The organism is Streptomyces xiaopingdaonensis, assembly GCF_000262345.1.
GTDB lineage: Bacteria > Actinomycetota > Actinomycetes > Streptomycetales > Streptomycetaceae > Streptomyces > Streptomyces xiaopingdaonensis.
The window spans coordinates 1-18,044 of the sequence record NZ_AJTQ01000358.1 but is presented as its reverse complement, the minus strand read 5'-3'; the positions used below and the strand labels follow the sequence as shown (position 1 = coordinate 18,044).

Annotated in this window: 14 protein-coding genes; 11 read left to right on the top strand and 3 right to left on the bottom strand. The window is 71.1% G+C overall.

The genetic code is table 11. The annotated features are described in order from the left end of the window. Positions 1-92: 92 nt before the first annotated feature. The 6 genes from otsB to UWG_RS0127240 all read left to right on the top strand — a co-directional run bounded on the left by otsB (position 93) and on the right by UWG_RS0127240 (position 7,817). The gene (gene otsB / locus UWG_RS0127270; protein ID WP_016910367.1) at positions 93-950 is read left to right on the top strand and encodes a trehalose-phosphatase; all 858 of its coding nucleotides are present in this window, start codon (positions 93-95) and stop codon (positions 948-950) included. A 104-nt stretch (positions 951-1,054) separates the two neighbouring features. Then, positions 1,055-1,699: an NADPH-dependent FMN reductase gene (locus UWG_RS0127265; protein ID WP_016910366.1), complete on the top strand. Its 645-nt coding sequence runs from the start codon at positions 1,055-1,057 to the stop codon at positions 1,697-1,699. Between the two features lie 112 nt (positions 1,700-1,811). Then, positions 1,812-2,714 (top strand): mycothiol synthase, encoded by a 903-nt coding sequence (gene mshD, locus UWG_RS0127260; RefSeq protein ID WP_029391818.1) that lies wholly within the window; start codon positions 1,812-1,814, stop codon positions 2,712-2,714. Positions 2,715-2,945: 231 nt separating this feature from the next. Further along, a complete protein-coding gene (locus tag UWG_RS0127255) occupies positions 2,946-5,192 on the top strand; it encodes an RNA degradosome polyphosphate kinase (RefSeq protein ID WP_016910364.1) in 2,247 nt (748 codons plus the stop codon). Positions 5,193-6,200: 1,008 nt separating this feature from the next. Then, positions 6,201-7,214 (top strand): CHAD domain-containing protein, encoded by a 1,014-nt coding sequence (locus UWG_RS0127245; RefSeq protein WP_016910363.1) that lies wholly within the window; start codon positions 6,201-6,203, stop codon positions 7,212-7,214. A gap of 57 nt (positions 7,215-7,271) precedes the next feature. Beyond that, positions 7,272-7,817 (top strand): NUDIX hydrolase, encoded by a 546-nt coding sequence (locus UWG_RS0127240; RefSeq protein WP_237720307.1) that lies wholly within the window; start codon positions 7,272-7,274, stop codon positions 7,815-7,817. Between the two features lie 374 nt (positions 7,818-8,191). On the opposite strand, the gene UWG_RS0127235 is transcribed toward UWG_RS0127240, so the two are convergent. Continuing rightward, positions 8,192-8,926, bottom strand: a complete 735-nt coding sequence (locus UWG_RS0127235) for a hypothetical protein (RefSeq protein WP_016910361.1) — start codon at positions 8,924-8,926, stop codon at positions 8,192-8,194. Between the two features lie 235 nt (positions 8,927-9,161). Between UWG_RS0127235 and mshA the strand changes: the two genes are divergently transcribed. After that, positions 9,162-10,520, top strand: coding sequence for a D-inositol-3-phosphate glycosyltransferase (mshA, locus tag UWG_RS0127230; RefSeq protein WP_029391817.1), 1,359 nt, complete (start codon positions 9,162-9,164; stop codon positions 10,518-10,520). 209 nt (positions 10,521-10,729) lie between these two features. Next, complete coding sequence (locus UWG_RS0127225) at positions 10,730-11,221, top strand: YbjN domain-containing protein (RefSeq protein ID WP_016910359.1); 492 nt, start codon at positions 10,730-10,732, stop codon at positions 11,219-11,221. Positions 11,222-11,835: 614 nt separating this feature from the next. On the opposite strand, the gene UWG_RS31205 is transcribed toward UWG_RS0127225, so the two are convergent. Next, entirely contained in the window at positions 11,836-13,179 is a 1,344-nt protein-coding gene (locus tag UWG_RS31205) for an MDR family MFS transporter (protein WP_033196408.1), read from the bottom strand. A 364-nt stretch (positions 13,180-13,543) separates the two neighbouring features. On the opposite strand from UWG_RS31205, the gene UWG_RS0127215 reads away from it, so the two are divergent. Next, positions 13,544-14,302 (top strand): phosphoglyceromutase, encoded by a 759-nt coding sequence (locus UWG_RS0127215; protein WP_016910357.1) that lies wholly within the window; start codon positions 13,544-13,546, stop codon positions 14,300-14,302. 650 nt (positions 14,303-14,952) lie between these two features. Here UWG_RS0127215 and phoU read toward each other — a convergent pair. Then, positions 14,953-15,651 (bottom strand): phosphate signaling complex protein PhoU, encoded by a 699-nt coding sequence (phoU, locus tag UWG_RS0127210; protein ID WP_016910356.1) that lies wholly within the window; start codon positions 15,649-15,651, stop codon positions 14,953-14,955. 232 nt (positions 15,652-15,883) lie between these two features. Between phoU and UWG_RS0127205 the strand changes: the two genes are divergently transcribed. Continuing rightward, positions 15,884-17,365 (top strand): sensor histidine kinase, encoded by a 1,482-nt coding sequence (locus UWG_RS0127205; protein ID WP_016910355.1) that lies wholly within the window; start codon positions 15,884-15,886, stop codon positions 17,363-17,365. A gap of 5 nt (positions 17,366-17,370) precedes the next feature. Further along, a complete protein-coding gene (phoP, locus tag UWG_RS0127200; RefSeq protein WP_469818563.1) occupies positions 17,371-18,042 on the top strand; it encodes a two-component system response regulator PhoP in 672 nt (223 codons plus the stop codon). Positions 18,043-18,044: the final 2 nt, after the last annotated feature.

Here is an 18,044-nt window from a genome sequence, read left to right as displayed (position 1 = left end):
CGGGGCTCGGGGCTCGGGGCTCGGGGCTCGGGGCTCGGGGCTCGGCGGCGTGGACGTCCGGGCGCCGGGGTTGCGGCGGTAGGCTCGCGGTCATGGCCAGCCATCCACTCGCTGTTCCTGCCACGTCGGCCGGGCGAGAGGGACTCGACGCTTTCCTCGCGCATCCCGAACGCGCCGTCGTCGCACTCGACTTCGACGGCACGCTGGCGCCGATTGTCTCCGACCCGGCCCGGGCGTACGCCCATCCGGAAGCGCTCCCCGTGCTGTCCCGGCTCGCCCCGGCACTGCTCGCGGTCGTGATCGTCACCGGACGGCCGGCGGCCGAGGCCGTGCGCCTGGGCGGCTTCCGCGACGACCCGCCGCCGAACCTCACGGTCCTCGGTGCCTACGGTGCCGAACGGTGGGAGGGGCGCACCGGCGACCTCGAGATCCCCGAGCCTCCGCCAGGCGTCGCCGCCGTCCGCGCCGAACTCCCCGTACTCCTCGCGGAACTGGGCGCTCCGAGCGGCACGGCGATCGAGGACAAGGGCGGAGCGCTGGCGGTGCACACGCGCAACACCGAGCGGCCTCAGGAAACGTTCGACGCGCTCACCGCACCGCTCCAGCAGCTTGCTACGCGGCACCAGTTGGTGACCGAGCCCGGTCGCCAGGTGATCGAACTGCGTCCACCCGGCGTCCACAAAGGAACAGCACTGACCGCCTTCGTCGAGGAGAGGGGCGCGTCCGCGCTCCTGTACGCCGGTGACGACCTCGGGGACCTGGAGGCGTTCGCCGCGGTCGAGCGGCTCCGCGACGCCGGGGTACCGGGGGTGAAGGTCTGCAGCGGTTCCGACGGTACGGGCGACACCGTCCCCGCACTCGCCGAGAGGGCGGACGTGCAGACCACGGGCGGACCGGCGGGTGTGCTCGCCCTTCTGGGCGCACTGGGGGAGCGGCTCGCCTCTTCCTGACTCCCCCGACTGTCCTTGACTTCAATCTCAGTTTAAGTTGAAGACTCTCCTTGACGGGCGCTCGTACGCGTCCGTTCGACACCCCCTGAGGTCAGGAGAGATCCATGCCCGTCACCACCGCCCCGGCCCCTTCCGCGTCCACCTCGGCTGCGTCGCGCCCCCTACGGCTCGTCGTGATCGTCGGCAGTGTGCGGGAAGGGCGGTTCGGGCCGACCGTCGCCGACTGGTTCCTCAAGGAGGCCGTCGAACACGCGGGCTTCGAGGTCGACACCGTCGACCTCGCCGAGGCGGAGTTCGCGCCGCTCGTCAGCACTCCCACCTACGCCGGAGAACTCACACCGGCGGCCGACCGCGTACGTGGGGCGCTCTCGGCCCGGCTCGCCGCGGCGGACGCCTTCGTCGTCGTCACCCCGGAGTACAACCACAGCTTCCCCGGAGCGCTGAAGAACACGATCGACTGGTTCGGGGACGAGTGGTACGCCAAGCCCGTCGGCCTCGTCAGCTACGGCGGGATGGCCGGCGGGCAGCGCGCGGCCGAGCACCTGAGGTCGGTCTTCGCCGAACTCCATGCGGTGACGGTGCGCGAGACGCTCAGCTTCGTCGACGCGTGGAGCCGCTTCGACGAGCACGGCCTCCCGCAGGACCGCGCCGGCACCTCGGCCGCGGCGGTGTCCCTCCTCGTGCAGTTGGAGTGGTGGGCCTCGGCGCTCAGGGAGGCGCGCGACCGTACCCCGTACACCGCCGACTGAGCGCCGGAGCACCGTCGTTGCCCTCCGCGCCTCCCGGCCTCCGGTCGGCCGCGGAGGGCACACCCCGGCGCTGGCTCCCGACTGGCACGCGCCGGGTCGTATCGTCGGGGCCATGAGCGACGTGGTGGTTGTGGACGAGATCTCCGACGAGGACGTACACGAGGTACTTGCGCTGGTCGACGAGGCGGCGCGGAAGGACGGACAGGCGGCCGTCTCCGAGCAGGGAAGGCTCCGCTTGCGCGGCGGGCGCCAAGGGGTCCGGCACCTGCTCGTGCGGGAGGGCGGCAGGATCGCCGGCTATGCCCAACTCGACGGCACCGACCCGGTGGAGGCGCCCGTCGCCGAGCTTGTCGTGGCCCCCGCGTCCCGCGGACGCGGCTACGGGCGGAAGCTGACCCGGGCGCTCCTCGACACCTCGGGGCAGCGCCTGCGCATCTGGGCGCACGGAGGCCATCCCGCGGCGAGGCACCTCGCCCAGTCGGTCGGGCTCAAGCTCTTCCGCGAACTCCGCCAACTGCGGCGACCGCTCGCTCCGGAAGGCACGAGCGATCTGCCCGAGCCCGCGGTCCCCGAGGGCGTCACCATCCGCACCTTCGAGCCCGGAGCCGACGACGCGGCGTGGCTCGGCCTCAACGCCGCAGCCTTCGCCGACCACCCGGAGCAGGGCAGCCTCACCCAGCGGGACCTCGACGAGCGCAAGGGCGAGCCCTGGTTCGACCCGGCGGGCTTCTTCCTCGCCGAACGCGAGGGGGAACTCGTCGGGTTCCACTGGACCAAGGTCCACGCGCAGGAGGGGCTCGGCGAGGTCTACGTCCTCGGCGTCGGGCCGGAGCAGCAGGGCAGCGGCCTCGGCCGCGCACTCACCGCCGTCGGCCTGCGCCACCTGGAGCGGGACCGGCGGCTGCCCACCGCGATGCTCTACGTCGACGCGGACAACGGGCCGGCCGTCGCCGTCTACGAGCGCCTCGGGTTCCGCACCTACGAGACGGACCTGATGTACCGCACCGAGAACTGAACCGCCTGCCGGCACAGGGACATTCGCGGGTGCCCGTACGCGGCGAGCGTGCGGGCACCGGCCGTCAGTGCCGCGCTCGATGGCCGGCCACGTCGGCTTAACCAGTGGTTCACTCGTCATTGCGATGCTCGCGGCATGCGCCGACGCCCGACCGAAGCCGCCCGCTGCGCAGCCGTCGGCCGCGCCCCGTACCCGGTGCCCGGCGGCGCGGTTCGGCGGAACAATGGAGACATGAGCGAGCCAGTCTCCCGTACACCGCAGCCTTCCGTCGGGTCGCTCGCGGCCCAGCGCCCCGCACAGCGCTCGCCGCTCCAGGGGACGGCGATGGAGCGCCCCCCGCTCGATCCGGAGATCGACTCCGACGCCGGCCTCTACGCCGAAGGAGAGGAACCGGAGGCCGAAGGCCGGGACCTCCCGCCCGGACGTTTCCTTGACCGGGAGCGCAGCTGGCTCGCCTTCAACGAACGCGTCCTCGAACTCGCCGAGTCCGCCGGGACGCCGCTCCTGGAGCGTGCCAACTTCCTCGCCATCTTCGCCACCAACCTCGACGAGTTCTTCATGGTGCGCGTCGCCGGCCTCAAACGGCGCATCGCGACCGGCGTCGCCACACGCAGCGCCTCGGGGCTTCAGCCGCGGGAGGTCCTCGACCAGATCTGGACGCGCACCCGCACGCTGATGGCGCGCCACGCCGCCTGCTATCAGCAGGACGTCGCGCCTGCGCTCGCCGACGAGGGCCTGCACTTCATCCGCTGGACAGAGCTCACGGAGAAAGAGCAGGACCGCCTCTTCACGCTCTTCCGGCAGCAGGTCTACCCCGTTCTGACCCCGCTCGCCGTCGACCCGGCGCACCCCTTCCCCTACATCTCGGGACTCTCCCTCAACCTCGCCGTCGTGGTGCGCAATCCCGTCAGCGACCACGACCACTTCGCGCGGGTCAAGGTGCCGCCACTGCTGCCGCGCTTCCTGGAGGCGTCGCCCCAGCGGTACGTCCCGCTGGAGGACGTCATCGCCGCGCACCTGGAGGAACTCTTCCCCGGGATGGAGGTTCTCGGGCACCACATGTTCCGTGTCACGCGCAACGAAGACCTCGAAGTGGAGGAGGACGACGCCGAGAACCTCCTCCAGGCCTTGGAAAAGGAGCTGATGCGCAGACGGTTCGGACCGCCCGTCCGCCTCGAGGTCGAGGAGTCGATCGACCCGTACGTACTCGACCTGCTCGTACGGGAGTTGAAGATAAGCGACGCCGAGGTGCATCCTCTGCCGGGCCCGCTCGACCTGTCCGGGCTCAGCGGCATCGTCTCCGCACTCGACCGACCGGAGCTGAAGTACCCCAAGTTCGTGGCGGGAACGCACCGGGACCTCGCGGAGGTCGAGACGTCCTCGGCTCCGGACATCTTCGCGGCCCTGCGGCAGCACGACGTCCTCCTCCACCACCCGTACGACTCCTTCTCCACCTCCGTACAGGCATTCCTGGAGCAGGCGGCAGCCGACCCCGACGTGCTCGCCATCAAGCAGACCCTGTACCGGACCTCGGGCGACTCCCCGATCGTCGACGCGCTCATAGACGCAGCCGAGTCGGGCAAGCAGGTGCTCGTGCTCGTCGAGTTGAAAGCGCGCTTCGACGAGCAGGCGAACATCAAGTGGGCCCGGAAGCTGGAGGAATCGGGCTGCCACGTCGTCTACGGGCTCGTCGGGCTGAAGACGCACTGCAAGCTCTCGCTCGTGGTGCGGCAGGAGGGCGAGACCCTGCGGCGGTACGCGCACGTCGGCACCGGCAACTACCACCCGAAGACGGCGCGGCTCTACGAGGATCTCGGACTCCTCACGGCCGACCAGCAGGTCGGGGCCGACCTCTCGGACCTCTTCAACCGCCTCTCCGGCTACTCGCGACGCGAGACCTATCGGCGACTGCTCGTTGCTCCCCGCTCGCTGCGCGACGGGCTGGTCTCCCGTATCCACCGCGAGATCGCGCACCAGACCGAGGGGCGCCCCGCCGGAGTCCGCATGAAGGTCAACTCGATCGTCGACGAGACCGTCGTGGACGCTCTGTACCGCGCTTCGCGGGCCGGAGTGCCCGTCGACGTGTGGGTACGGGGCATATGCGCACTGCGGCCCGGCGTGCCGGGACTCAGCGAGAACATCCGGGTGCGCAGCGTGCTCGGCAGGTTCCTCGAGCACTCGCGGGTCTTTTCCTTCGTCAACGGAGGAGAGAGCGAAGTCTGGCTCGGCAGCGCGGACATGATGCACCGGAACCTCGACCGCCGGATCGAGGCTCTCGTGCGTGTGACCGACCCGGCGCACCGTGCCGCGCTCAACCGGCTCCTGGACGACGGCCTCTCCGACGCCATGGCCTCTTGGCACCTCGGCCCCGAGGGCGACTGGATCAGACACGCGCACGACGACGAGGGACAGCCGCTGCCCAACGTGCAGGAGGCGCTGATCGAGCGCCGACGGAAGCGGCGCGTCATGGGGACCTGACGCCAGGGCCGTAGGCACCGAAGCGAACGGGGGGCGACCGGTGGGGAGTTGGCTCGACGGACGTCCACGCCGGACGGCCCAGGGCTTGCGGCACGGAACGCGGGACGGGGGTGTGGCAGTGAGCGCGGAGGGCGCACTCAGCTCGTGCGGGGCCGTTGGGCGGAGATCGGCGGAGCCTGCGCCGGCTTGCGCCCGTGCCTGCCGGCCGAGAGGCATCCCGTCGTCGGAAAGCGCCGGCGGCGTGCGACAGGCGGACAAAAACGGTGGTTCGGTGAGGGGGCCGGTGTGGGCAGCGGGAGCACGAACACCAGCGGCATGCGTACCGGAGCCGACCTCCGCCCTCCTGGCGGTGACTCCTCTCGTACGGGGGCCCCGACGGCAGCGGAGGTCGTCGGCGCCTACCTCAACCGGCATGCGGCCGAACTCCTGCGCGGGCTGCGGCAGTACGCCGAGGCCACTTCCGCGACGTCGGGCCGCGAACAGGGCAGCCGCACCACACGCCCGGCGCGTCACCGGGCGCACCGCACGACGTCCCGCCGTACGGAGCAGTCGGGCGAGCCCGCGGAACGCTCCGAGACAGGACGTCTGCTCTCCGGCGCGCCCCCGCAAGGCGAGGGGAGCGACGGACCCGGCCCGCCGAACGACGTGCCACTGCCAGGCCGGATCTCCCACGCCGCGGACCGACGACACGTACGTGGAGAAGATGTCGCCGAGGCGGACTCGCGTGCCGTCGCGGACGGCTGCGTTTCGGATGGTGCGGAGTCCGGGCCTCGGGAAGCGCAGGATGCGGGAGATGTCGAGCCCGAAGGTGCGGCGCACCGACCGAGCGCGGGCGAGGAGAGTATCTGGCCCGAATCCCTGGCGCGCGCGGAGCAGTCCGCGCTCCGGCCGCGTCAGCACAGCGGCACGTCCGGCCCGGCACCGTCCGACCGCCGAAGTCACAGGCCTCTCAGCCTCGAACTTCCGGCGCCGGGCGCCGAGCGAGGAGGCGACCCACCGCTGCAACGAGTGCCTGCCGCTGCACACACCGCACCCGTCGGCGAACCGCCCACGAGCCTCACCGACCGGAACGACCCGGCGTCCGAGGCCGCCCACCGGATCGCCGCCGCGGCCCGCCGCCTCGACACCGCGCTCGACGTCCACCGGCCGCTCCTCGGTGCCGAGTGGGCCGACCATCTCCGGGCCGACCTCGGCTGGCTCGGCACCATGCTCTCGCGCGAGTACGTCCTCGCCGCCCGTCTCGACCGTCTCCTCACCGCGCTCCACCGGCTCACCGACGGACAGCCTCGTGCCAGGGGTTCCGGTGCGCTCTCGGCCGGGGCGGCGCGTGCCGGCGCGTTGTTGGAGCGCCGCCTCACCCTGGCCAGGACGAAGGCACATTCGACAGCGCTGCGGGCTGCCGGATCTGCACGTTTCCACGCGGTCGCGGACGCGGTGGCTGTCCTCGCCTCCGAACCGCCGCCGGACTCCGCGCCCGGCGCACACTTGTCCGCCGGTGCTCTCTCCACTTCTCCGGGCGCCGAGGATGTGCGCCGCCGACTCTGCGCATCGCTCGCAGCCCTCGCCTTCCCCGAGCCGGGTGCGCAGCGGAGCTCGGCGGGCGGCCTCGTCGGTGCGGATGAGCAGGACGCCGCTTGGGACAGGGCGAGGTTGCTGCTGCGCGCACACCGGTACGCTCGTGAAGTGCTCGCAGAGCCCGCCAATGCGGGCACTGCCCGCGAGGCGCCATCTACCGAGCCCCAAGACGGTCTGCTCCGCACCGCCTGCCGGGTCCTCGACCGTCACCACGAGGCGGCCGAGGCCGCGGCCTGCGCGGCGGAGGCCGCGGAGACATCGCGGATCGCCCCGGCGACGGCGTACGCACTGGGCGTGCTCCACGCCGACCAGCGGCACGAAGTCACCGCAGCGCGACGGTCGTTCGGACGACTGTGCGCCGTACCGGGTGGGTTGACCGGAACCTCGCAGGGCACCTCCGGTGCGAGCGGAGAACATACGTGGGACGAGGACGACGGGTACGTCTGAGTTCTTCGCGGTGTCGGCTGTCCGGCCGGCCGACACCCGTCCCAGGAGAGGAGCGGCATGGCAGTGGAGACCATACGAGCAGCAGGTTGCGTGCTCTGGCGGCATCCGACCGGAGGCGAGGAGATCGCGCGCGCGGAGTCCGCCGGGGGAGCCGTCGCACCTCAGGAGGGCGTCCCGGGGCAGAGGACGGGCGCCGTCCCTCCCCGACTCGATCTTCCGGCGGTCGAGTTGGCCCTGGTCCACCGCCCCAGGTACGACGACTGGTCGTTCCCGAAGGGACAGCTCGAGGACGACGAGCAAGACGATCCGCTCCGCGCCGCACTCCGGGAGGTCCTGGAGGAGACCGGCTTCACCTGTGAACCCGACGCCCCGCTCGCGACGCAGCGCTACCGCGTCGGCTCCCGCCCCAAGGAGGTCTACTACTGGGCGGCCGAAGCCTCGGGCGGCGTCTTCGTCCCCAACGAAGAGGTCGACCGCCTCGTCTGGCTCCCGCCCGCCGAAGCCCGTGCTCAACTCACCCACGAGCAGGACCGCGAACTCGTCGACGAGCTCCTCTTCTCCCTGCGGGGCCGAGCCGCCGGCACGCCGGCCGAGCCCGCCTGAGCCACGCTCTTCGGCGCACCGGCGTCGGAGGGCTTCCGACGCCGGCCCGTCGGCACGGGGTTGCTCGAAGGTTCTTGAGCGGCCCTGACCAGCGCACCACGGGTTGCCCGGAACCGCCGCTGCCCAGGCACGGCCCAGCCCTGTTAGGGACCGGACCGAGGCCGAGAGCCTGCGGAGCCAACGAGTGAGGCGCGGCTTCCTGTCCGGAACAGCGCCGTGGTCTGCACGGTTTGGTTTCCCCGCTGACCAAGCCGTCGGGAACGCGCACGCTCTTCCGAACCAGTGACGCCATCGCCCGCCTCGCGCTCGCGTACTGCTCTCGGGAACGGTCAAGGGCTCCCCCTCGTCCGCGCGCTTTCCCGAGAGACTGCTGCTCAGCCTGCTGGGGCCAGCGCGCTCCAGCGCACGGTCACCTCTCCCTGCCTCCAACGCCCAGGTCCGTCCACGACCGGCCAACGCTCGGCGAGCGCCTCGACAGCCCGCATCCACCGCTGCCGGACGCTCAACGCGCCGTAGGGAGCAGCCACTTTCCAGGCCCGGTCGAAGTCCCCGAGGAACCGGTGGACGGGTTCGCCCGGCAGGTTCCGGTGGATGAGCGCTTTGGGCAGCCGCTCGGCGAGGTCCGAAGGCGCGCCCAGCGAGCCGAGCCGCGTCGCGAAGGTGACGGTACGAGGCCCCTCCGGGCCGAGCGCCACCCACACGTGCCGCCGCCCGATCTCGTCGCAGGTCCCTTCCACGAGCAGACCACCCGGCGCCAGCCTTCTGCACAGCCGCGCCCAGACGGCCGCGACCTCCTCCTCGTCGTACTGCCGCAGCACGTTGGCGGCCCGGATCAGCAAAGGCCGATGTCCCTCCGGCACGGGCAGCGGTACCTCGAAGCCCCCGAGGTGAAAACCGAGTCCCTCGCGCGCGAAGGGCAGGGCGCCGGTCACACGCCCCGGGTCGATCTCCACGCCGTAGACCTGCACGTCGCGACGGACAGCGCGGAGCCGCCCAAGGAGTTCGACTGCCGTCCAGGGGGCAGCTCCGTACCCGAGGTCGACGGCGATGGGCGGCGGCCCGGACCTGCGGAAGGCCGAAGCGAGGCTGACGGCGATCCAGCGGTCCATTCTGCGCAGCCGATTGGGGTTGGTCGTACCGCGGGTGACAGAGCCCACGGGGCGGCTGCGCGAGGTCATGGACCGAGAGTACGGCCACGAGTCGGGACGACGACGCCATGTCACGATTGGGCAAAAGAGGCCGGGCTCGGAAATGGGAGGTGCTGGTTCCGCTGTTGTACCGCGAGGGGCGGCAGCAGGTCGTCTTCTCAGGCGGAAGTGGAGACCGCAAGGAGGCAACCGCATCGTGAGCCAGTACGTGTCCCGGCTGGCGTCGACTGCCGGCCGCAACAGAAGCCGCGGCCAGCAGCCCAGACTGCGGCTTCCGGGGTCCCGGCGACCTCGTCGGATCGCCATGTTCAGCGTCCATACTTCGCCGCTCCACCAGCCGGGTACCGGCGACGCCGGCGGCATGAACGTCTACATCGTGGAGCTCGCCCGCCAACTCGCCGCCCAGGGCGTGGAGGTCGAGATCTTCACCAGGGCCACCAACGGTGGGCTCCCACCGAGTGTCGAGCTCGTCCCCGGCGTGCTCGTACGCCACATAGACGCCGGTCCGTACGAGGGTCTCTCCAAGGAGGAGCTCCCCGCGCAGCTCTGCGCGTTCACCCACGGAGTCATGCAGGTGTGGGCCGACCACAGCTCCGGCTACTACGACCTCGTCCACTCCCATTACTGGCTCTCCGGCCACGTGGGTTGGCTCGCCTCCCAGCGCTGGGGCGTCCCGCTCGTCCACGCGATGCACACGATGGCCAAGGTGAAGAACGCGGCACTCGCCGAGGACGACACCCCCGAGCCGGCGTCCCGTGTGATCGGGGAGACGCAGATAGTCGCCGCGGCGGACCGCCTCATCGCCAACACCGAGGAGGAGGCGGCCGATCTCGCGCACCATTACGGCGCCGACCCTGCCCGGACCGCGACGGTCCACCCCGGTGTCAACCTGGACACCTTCCGCCCGGCGGACGGTCGCGCCGCCGCCCGCGCCCGCCTCGGCCTCCCGGCGGATGCCCTGATCCCGCTCTTCGCCGGCCGCATACAGCCGTTGAAGGCACCCGACGTGCTTCTCCACGCTGTCGCGCTCCTCGTGTCGGAGGCCCCGCACCTGCGGCGGCAACTCGTGGTGCCGATCGTGGGCGGGCCCAGCGGCAGCGGACTGGCCCGCCCCGAGCGGTTGCAGAAGTTGGCCGCTCGACTCGGCGTAGCCGACCTGGTGCGCTTCTGCCCGCCGGTCGGCCAGGAGCGCCTCGCGGACTGGTACCGGGCAGCTTCGGTACTGGTGATGCCTTCGCACAGCGAGTCCTTCGGGCTGGTGGCGGCTGAGGCGCAGGCGTGCGGCACACCTGTCGTGGCCGCCGCGGTCGGCGGCCTTCCCGTCGTGGTGCGGGACGGAGCGAGCGGCTTCCTCGTCGACGGGCACGAACCGGCCCAGTACGCGAGCGCGCTGCGCCGTTTCGTCGAGGAGCCGGGACTCGTCGACGTCATGGGGTCGGCGGCGGCACGGCATGCAGCCGGGTTCGGGTGGGATGCGGCTGCCGGCGCGACCGCCGAGGTGTACACCGCCGCACTGCAGGAAAGGCAGCGTCGCCTACGCTCCCGGCTCAGGTGAGGTGTGCGTCGCGCAGCGACGCACACTCGAAGGAGACGACGTGGGCGCGGCGGCGGATGTCCCGTGCCAGGTGGCGAGGGGAGACGGCGATGACCGATCGAAGCGGAGCACCGAGTGGAACCGACCCCGGCAGCGGCCCCGACCAGCGCCGGGCTGCAGGTACTTCGCAGGGTGCCGCGGCGACGCCGACGCAGGAGAGCGCCTGCGCGGTGATCGAGGCGGCGCTCGCCGAGGCGGAAGTGGAGTGGGAGCACCCCAGGCCCGGCACCTACGTCGTCACTCTCCCCGGCACTCGGAAACTCTCCACGACCTGCGCGCTCTCCGCCGGGCGGCACTCGTTGTCGGTCAATGCCTTCGTGGTCCGTCGTCCCGACGAGAACGCCGCAGCCGTCCACCGCTGGATGCTGGAGCGCAACACCCGCCTCTACGGTGTCGGTTACGCACTCGACAGGCTCGGGGACGTCTACCTCGTCGCGCGACTGCCGCTCGCCGCAGTGACCCCGGACGAGGTCGACCGGCTCCTCGGCGCGGTCCTCGAGGAAGCCGACGGTTCGTTCAACTCTCTGCTGGAGACGGGGTTCGGCAGCGCCATCAGGCGCGAGTACCGCTGGCGCACTTCGCGCGGTGAGTCGACGCGCAACCTGGAGGCGTTCTCGCACATGTTCGGCGAAGCCGACGAGGAGCGGCCGGAGGCCGGCTGAAGCTTGCCCGGGCCCCTGGGCGCCCCGCCCTCCCCCGCGCCACCCCTGTGGGGACGAGGCGCTCTCCGACGTGGCTCCGCTACCCGAGGAGGCGGGCGGAGGTCCCGCAGCGCGGGAGGCCACGGAGTTGCGTGGCGCGATACAGCCCTGGCCGCGGGACGGCGGCATGCCGTTTCCGTGCACGTGAACCTCCAGGTGAGCCGGCGAAATCGCAGAGCGCGATGCCCGACCATGCTGCGACTCCGCTGCGCCGACGCCGGTCCGATTCCGGTCACATCTCCTCGGCCGAGGCGGTGGAGAGCTGAGGGAAAGCGGCACGCACACGAGAACATCCGGAGCGAGCAGGAGCAGCGCAGGACCGGTATGCCGCGAGAGCTCTCGACGGCGCGTCGGGGAATCAACCGGAATCCTCTGCCTGCTTGCCGATTTCTGGCCGAAACCGGACGTGCTTCTCAGTGGGGACGCGCAGGCTTTTTTGCGGGCGGCCGTCCGGTCACCCCGCAGCCGCTCCGTCGGTCGGCTGCGCGCACGGAACGGGGGACGGGAAGATGCTGCTCCACTGCCTGCACAGGCCCGAGCGCTGCTTCGCCAACAGTCCGAAGGCCGGGAGAAGTTCAACCCTCCGCGCGGTCGGTTCCCAGACTCGCGCCGGCCGCTGGGGGAGGGCTCTCCTGACGGCTTTCCGGCCGAGCAGGCGATGCGGCCGTCCCGGCGGGCGCTCCCTCGCGCGACTGACCGGGCACCCGGCGAAGGAGGAGCGCGTAACCGACTGCCGCGAGCGTGCCGATCAGCGCACTGATGCCCCAGAGCGTCCGGGCTCCGGCGGTGTCGATCACCAGGCCGCTCAGGAGCGGTGTGCCCAGCGCGGCGACCGACCAGGAGAGGCTGAACATCCCCTGGTAACGACCGCGTCCATGGGTCGGAGAGAGCGCGACCACCAACCCCATCTGCGTCGGGGAGTTGACGATCTCGCCGAGCGTCCAGACGACCACGGTGAGCGCGTAGAAGGCTACGGACCCGGCGAAGGCGCCGAGCCCGAACCCGTACCCCAGCAGCAACGCCGAGACAACGAGCAGTCGTGCGGGGTCGCGGTGCTCGATGAGCCGGGTGACGGGGATCTGGAGGGCCACGATCAGAACACCGTTGAGGGCGATCACGAAACCGAAGTCACTGCTGTCGAAGCCCTGTTGACCCATCGCGACAGGAAGGGCGACGAACGCCTGCTGCAGGAGCGTGGCAAGCAGCAGGTTGAGCCCCACGACGGCCATGAAGCGCCCGTCCCGCAGGACGTCCCGCATAGACACGGTTGGCGCACCGTCCTGTTCCGAGCCCGTGCCGGCGCCACCTGTCTCCTGCATCCGCTCGGGGCGGGACTCCGGCAGCTTTACCCAGACGACGAGTGCGCAGCCGAGGACCATCGCGGCTTCCGTGAAGAAGAGCAAGTGGTAGCTGTACTGCGCGATGAAGCCGGCGCCGGCGGAGGAGAGCGCAAAACCGAGGTTGATGGCCCAGTAGTTCAGAGCGAAGGCTCGGACACGGTCGCCCGGCGCCACCACGTCGGCCATCATCGCTTGGACCGCCGGCCTCGAACCGTTGGTCGCCATACCCACCATGCCGGCCACCAAGGCGATGGCGACGGGGTGCTCGACGAACGCGAGCGCTGCCACCGAGGCGGCCGTCGCCAACTGCGCGACGAGCATCGTCGGCCGTCGACCGAGCCGGTCGGTGAGCACCCCGGCCACCAGCGAGGCGACGACGCCGCCGAAACCGTAGAGAGCGCCGACGAGACCTGCGTAGGAGGCGGAGTAGCCGCGTTCGACAGTCAGATAGAGCGCGAGGAAGGTCGAGACGAACGCTCCGAGCCGGTTGACCAGTGTGCTCGTCCAAAGCCACCAGAATTGGCGCGGCAGCCCGCCGACGCTTTCGGACACCGCACGTGTCACAGCGCTCGGGAACACACGTCCTCCGTGGGGACAGCAGGGACAGAGCGCGCCCCGCAGCCCGAGTCGGGGCAGGGCGTAATCAGCAGAACCGGCACTCAGCCGTTACGAGCCGCTCGGCACGCTACGGCCGATTTCCGTGCCGGCTCCAACGGATTGACGGCACAACGCAATTGGGGCCGCAGCTGCTTGAGGGCCGGCACCTGCACCTTGAGAACGCGCAGCCCCAGCACGGAGAAGCGGGGTGCCGTACGTCTCCTCGAGCCGCCAGTGCCGCACTTCTCTTCGCCGATCTTGTGGCCATCCGGAGGCCCACAGCCCCCCATCGCGTCCGGGTACGGCACCGGCCTCGCCTCACAGGGCAGGCAGTAGGCTCGGAGCCATGGCCGACGCACCGTACAAGCTGATCCTGCTCCGCCACGGCGAGAGCGACTGGAACGCCAAGAACCTGTTCACCGGCTGGGTGGACGTCAACCTCACGGCGCAGGGTGAGAAGGAGGCGGTCCGCGGCGGCGAGCTGCTGCGTGAGTCCGGTCTGCTCCCCGACGTCGTGCACACCTCGCTGCTCAAGCGCGCCATCCGGACGGCCCAGCTCTCCCTCGAAACGGCGGACCGGCACTGGGTTCCGGTGCACCGCTCCTGGCGCCTCAACGAGCGCCACTACGGCGCCCTGCAGGGCAAGGACAAGGCGGCGATCCGAGAGGAGTACGGCGAGGAGCAGTTCATGCTCTGGCGTCGTTCCTACGACACGCCTCCGCCCGTGCTCGAGGACGGTTCGGAGTTCTCCCAGAGCGACGACCCCCGCTACGGCGACATCCCCACCGAGCTGCTGCCGCGCACCGAGGCGCTCAAGCAGGTCGTCGACCGCATGCTGCCGTACTGGTACGACGGAATCCTCCCGGACCTTCTCACGGGCCGCACCGTCCTCGTCGCAGCCCACGGGAACTCGCTCCGCGCACTCGTGAAGCACCTCGACCGCATCCCGGACGACGAGATCTCCGGTCTCAACATCCCCACCGGCATCCCGCTCTTCTACGAACTCGACGAGCACTTCCAGCCCGTCAAGCGAGGCGGAACCTACCTCGACCCCGAGGCTGCCGACGCGGCTGCCAAGGCCGTCGCCAACCAGGGCAAGAAGTAATCGGCGCCCTTCCCCGCCGCGCCCGGCGGGGAAGGGCGCTCACGGTCCCCGGCGGCGCGGAGCAGGCCGGCCGCCAGCCCGGAAACGGCAGCAACCGCCTCCGCGCCCGACCTCGGCAGGAACCCCGGAAGCGAGCGCTTCGACGCACCTGCGCCGCCCCAGAGGCGCGCGCCCTAGCAGCACCCCCCGCACTGGCAGGGCCCGCCCGACTGGCATCCGCAGCCGCACCCTGAGCCGCATCCGCACGCTCCCGGCAGCGGCAGCTCGAAATACTCCCTGTCCGGCTGAGGCGCGGAAGGTATCTGCTCCGGTGCCCCGGTTGTCGTAGCGGATTCGAACATGGCTGCCTCCTGTAGTTATCGCTGGCGAACCCTGCGTCAGCTACGGCACGCTCCGGGCGTACGGTGCACCGGGTGATGCATGGACGCCGCAACGACGATCACGCCGCCGCGGCGAATGATGGCGAGCGCCCGTACCGCGCAGACCTACCCCATTCGACGCCCCGTCCCCGCGGGCGCATCAAGGGCGCGCAGGAGCATGCCGCCGCAACCGCCCTCCGGCCCCATTCGTCCCCCGACTCGGGCCCGTACGCAGCACGTTCCGCTGAACCCGCGCGCGCCGGCTCGCGCGGACGTCCGTGAACGGAGTGTTCACGCACCCTCGACCGGCGCGGTCCCGTCCCCGTGCGCTCCCGCGGCGTCCAGTTCGTCGGCGTGCTCGCCCGTGACGAGGTAGACGACCCGTCTCGCCACGGACACGGCATGATCGGCGAACCGCTCGTAGTAGCGGCCGAGGAGCGTGACATCCACGGCCGTCTCGATGCCGTGCTTCCAGCGGTCGTCCATGAGGTGCTGGAAGAGCGCCCGGTGGAGCAGGTCCATGGCGTCGTCGTCCTGCTCGAGCTGCATCGCCTGGTCGATGTCCTTGGTTACGATCACCTCCGCGGCCTTCGCCATCAGCCGCTGCGCGAGCTGTCCCATCTCCAGCAGCGTCGCCTGGAGATCGACGGGTACGGGAGACTCCGGGAAGCGCAGCCGCGTCACCTTGGCGACGTGCTCCGCGAGGTCGCCGGCCCGCTCCAGGTCGGCGCTCATCCGCAGTGAGGTCACCACGATACGGAGGTCCGTAGCGACCGGCTGTTGCCGCGCAAGCAGCTGTATCGCGCGCGATTCCAGGTCCCGCTGGAGGTCGTCGACCTTCTCGTCGGCGGCGATCACGCTCTCCGCGAGCTTCAGGTCGCTGTCGAGCATCGCCGTGGTGGCACGCCCCATGGCGGAGCCGACGAGTCGTGCCATGTCGACGAGGCCGTCGCCGATCGAGTCCAGCTCCTCGTGGTACGCGTCCCGCATTGCCTTCTTCCTCGCCTTCCGTGGACTTCCCTCGGTGAGCACCCGCGTGCGGCCCGGCGCCGCAGAGAGCCGGGTCCAACGGGCCTACGCTCCCACGCTCGGCTCCCAACGAGACCAGAGCAGCCCCCGCCGGTGAACCGGCCCCGACACGAAGGTGAACTCTCGGCCACGTCTCTCCGAGGTCGTCCACAGGCGGATGGGGCGCCCCGTCCACGGCGCCTAACCTGGAGACATGGACGTGAATGCGGCGGTCGCCGCGGCCGCGGCGATCGCGGGTGCCTGCACCGGCGCGATAGCCGTGCTCGCCTTCCGCTGGAGCGAGCGGGAGCAGAACAGGCCCACCCGTTCCTCGCTGCAGACAGGCGCTGTGCTCCCGCCCGGCGTGGACACCGTCCTGTCCGTGCTGCGCTCGTCCGCTGTCGTCCTCGACGAGAGCGATTCGGTCGTCAAGGCCAGTTCGGCCGCCTACGCCCTCGGCCTTGTCAGGGGCGGCAAGCTCGCCGTCGAGCCGATGCTCGGGATGGCGCGTGACACCCGCAGGGACGGCGAGATACGCCAGGTCGAACTCGACCTTCCGCGTCGAGGCAGGGGCGAGTCGCTCGCCGTCTCGGCCCGTGTCGCACCGCTCGGCTCCCGCCTGGTCCTCCTCCTCGTCGAAGACCTCACGGACGCCCGTCGGATCGAGGCCGTCCGACGCGACTTCGTCGCGAACGTCAGCCACGAGCTCAAGACCCCGGTGGGCGCACTCTCCCTTCTGTCCGAGGCGGTGCTCGACGCCGCCGACGACCCCGAGGCAGTCGAGCGCTTCGCCGGCCGGATGCAGTCGGAGTCGACCCGTCTCACCAACCTCGTACAGGAGCTGATCGACCTCTCGCGCGTGCAGAACGACGACCCGCTGGAGGATTCCGAGCCGGTCCGCGTCGACGTGCTCGTCGAGGAGGCGATCGAACGCTGCCGCCAGAGCGCCGCGAGCAAGCAGATCACCCTCGCCGCCGGCGGGGCGGAAAAGCTGTACGTCTGGGGCAACCGCAGCCAACTCGCCACCGCGCTGGGCAACCTCGTCGAGAACGCCGTCAACTACAGTCCGCCGCGGACGCGGGTCGGGATCGCCGGCCGCAGGGTCGCGGCGCCCGGGGGCGAGATGATCGAGCTCGCCGTCACCGACCAGGGCATCGGCATCTCCGAGAAGGACAGGGACCGCATCTTCGAGCGGTTCTACCGCGTCGACCCCGCGCGCTCCCGTGCCACCGGGGGTACGGGCCTCGGCCTGGCCATCGTCAAGCACGTCGCGGCTTCGCACGGCGGCGAGGTGACCGTCTGGAGTGTCGAGGGCGAGGGCTCCACCTTCACCCTCCGTCTCCCCGAGGCGGGGCGCGCAAGGGAACGCGAGCGAGCCGAGGTCGAGCGCCTCGGCAGCACCGGCCTCGCAGGTGAGCTCCGTGCCCCCTCCGCGGCCGACGAGTACGCGGACGAGGAACAGGCCGACGCCGAGGAACGACCCGACGCCGAGGAGCCGCCGGAGGACCGCCCCGCCGCCCACAGCACAACGAGCCATCGCCCGCCGCCCGACGCGCCCCGACACGGACCACGCGCGACGGGCCCCTCACCGGGTACGGGTCCACCACCCCGCCCCGCCGGCGCGTCGCACCCGGAGCGCGCGCCCAACCACCTGCTCGCAGACGAAAAAGTCTCTGCCCCGGAGGTCCTCCCGTGACCCGAGTGCTCGTCGTCGAGGACGAGGAATCGTTCAGCGACGCACTGTCCTACATGCTCCGCAAGGAGGGATTCGAGGTGGCCGTCGCGGCCACCGGCCCCGAAGGGCTCGACGAGTTCGAACGCAACGGCGCCGATCTCGTCCTGCTCGACCTCATGCTCCCCGGCCTCCCCGGCACCGAGGTCTGCCGTCAGCTGCGGGGCCGCTCCCAGGTGCCGGTCATCATGGTGACGGCGAAGGACAGCGAGATCGACAAGGTCGTCGGCCTGGAGATAGGGGCCGACGACTACGTCACGAAGCCGTTCTCCTCGCGGGAGCTGGTCGCCCGCGTCCGTGCGGTGCTCCGCCGCCGGGGGGAGCCGGAGGAGGCACTTCCCAGCGCCCTCGAGGCGGGGCCCGTCCGCATGGACGTCGAGAGGCACGTCGTCACCGTCTCGGGTGGAAAGGTCGACCTGCCGCTCAAGGAGTTCGACCTCCTGGAGATGCTCCTCCGCAACGCCGGCCGGGTCCTCACGCGCATGCAGCTCATCGACCGGGTCTGGGGCGCGGACTACGTCGGCGACACCAAGACGCTCGACGTCCACGTCAAACGCCTCCGCGCCAAGATCGAGCCGGACCCGGGCGCCCCGCGGCACCTGGTGACGGTCCGCGGCCTCGGCTACAAGTTCGAGCCCTGACC

Excerpts from the sequence above, each read along its gene's own strand:
- otsB (WP_016910367.1), top strand. The coding sequence starts at position 93 with ATGGCCAGCCATCCACTCGCTGTTCCTGCCACGTCGGCCGGGCGAGAG.
- UWG_RS0127265 (WP_016910366.1), top strand. The coding sequence starts at position 1,055 with ATGCCCGTCACCACCGCCCCGGCCCCTTCCGCGTCCACCTCGGCTGCG.
- mshD (WP_029391818.1), top strand. The coding sequence starts at position 1,812 with ATGAGCGACGTGGTGGTTGTGGACGAGATCTCCGACGAGGACGTACAC.
- UWG_RS0127255 (WP_016910364.1), top strand. The coding sequence starts at position 2,946 with ATGAGCGAGCCAGTCTCCCGTACACCGCAGCCTTCCGTCGGGTCGCTC.
- UWG_RS0127240 (WP_237720307.1), top strand. The coding sequence starts at position 7,272 with ATGGCAGTGGAGACCATACGAGCAGCAGGTTGCGTGCTCTGGCGGCAT.
- UWG_RS0127235 (WP_016910361.1), bottom strand. The coding sequence starts at position 8,926 with ATGGACCGCTGGATCGCCGTCAGCCTCGCTTCGGCCTTCCGCAGGTCC.
- UWG_RS0127215 (WP_016910357.1), top strand. The coding sequence starts at position 13,544 with ATGGCCGACGCACCGTACAAGCTGATCCTGCTCCGCCACGGCGAGAGC.
- phoU (WP_016910356.1), bottom strand. The coding sequence starts at position 15,651 with ATGCGGGACGCGTACCACGAGGAGCTGGACTCGATCGGCGACGGCCTC.
- UWG_RS0127205 (WP_016910355.1), top strand. The coding sequence starts at position 15,884 with ATGGACGTGAATGCGGCGGTCGCCGCGGCCGCGGCGATCGCGGGTGCC.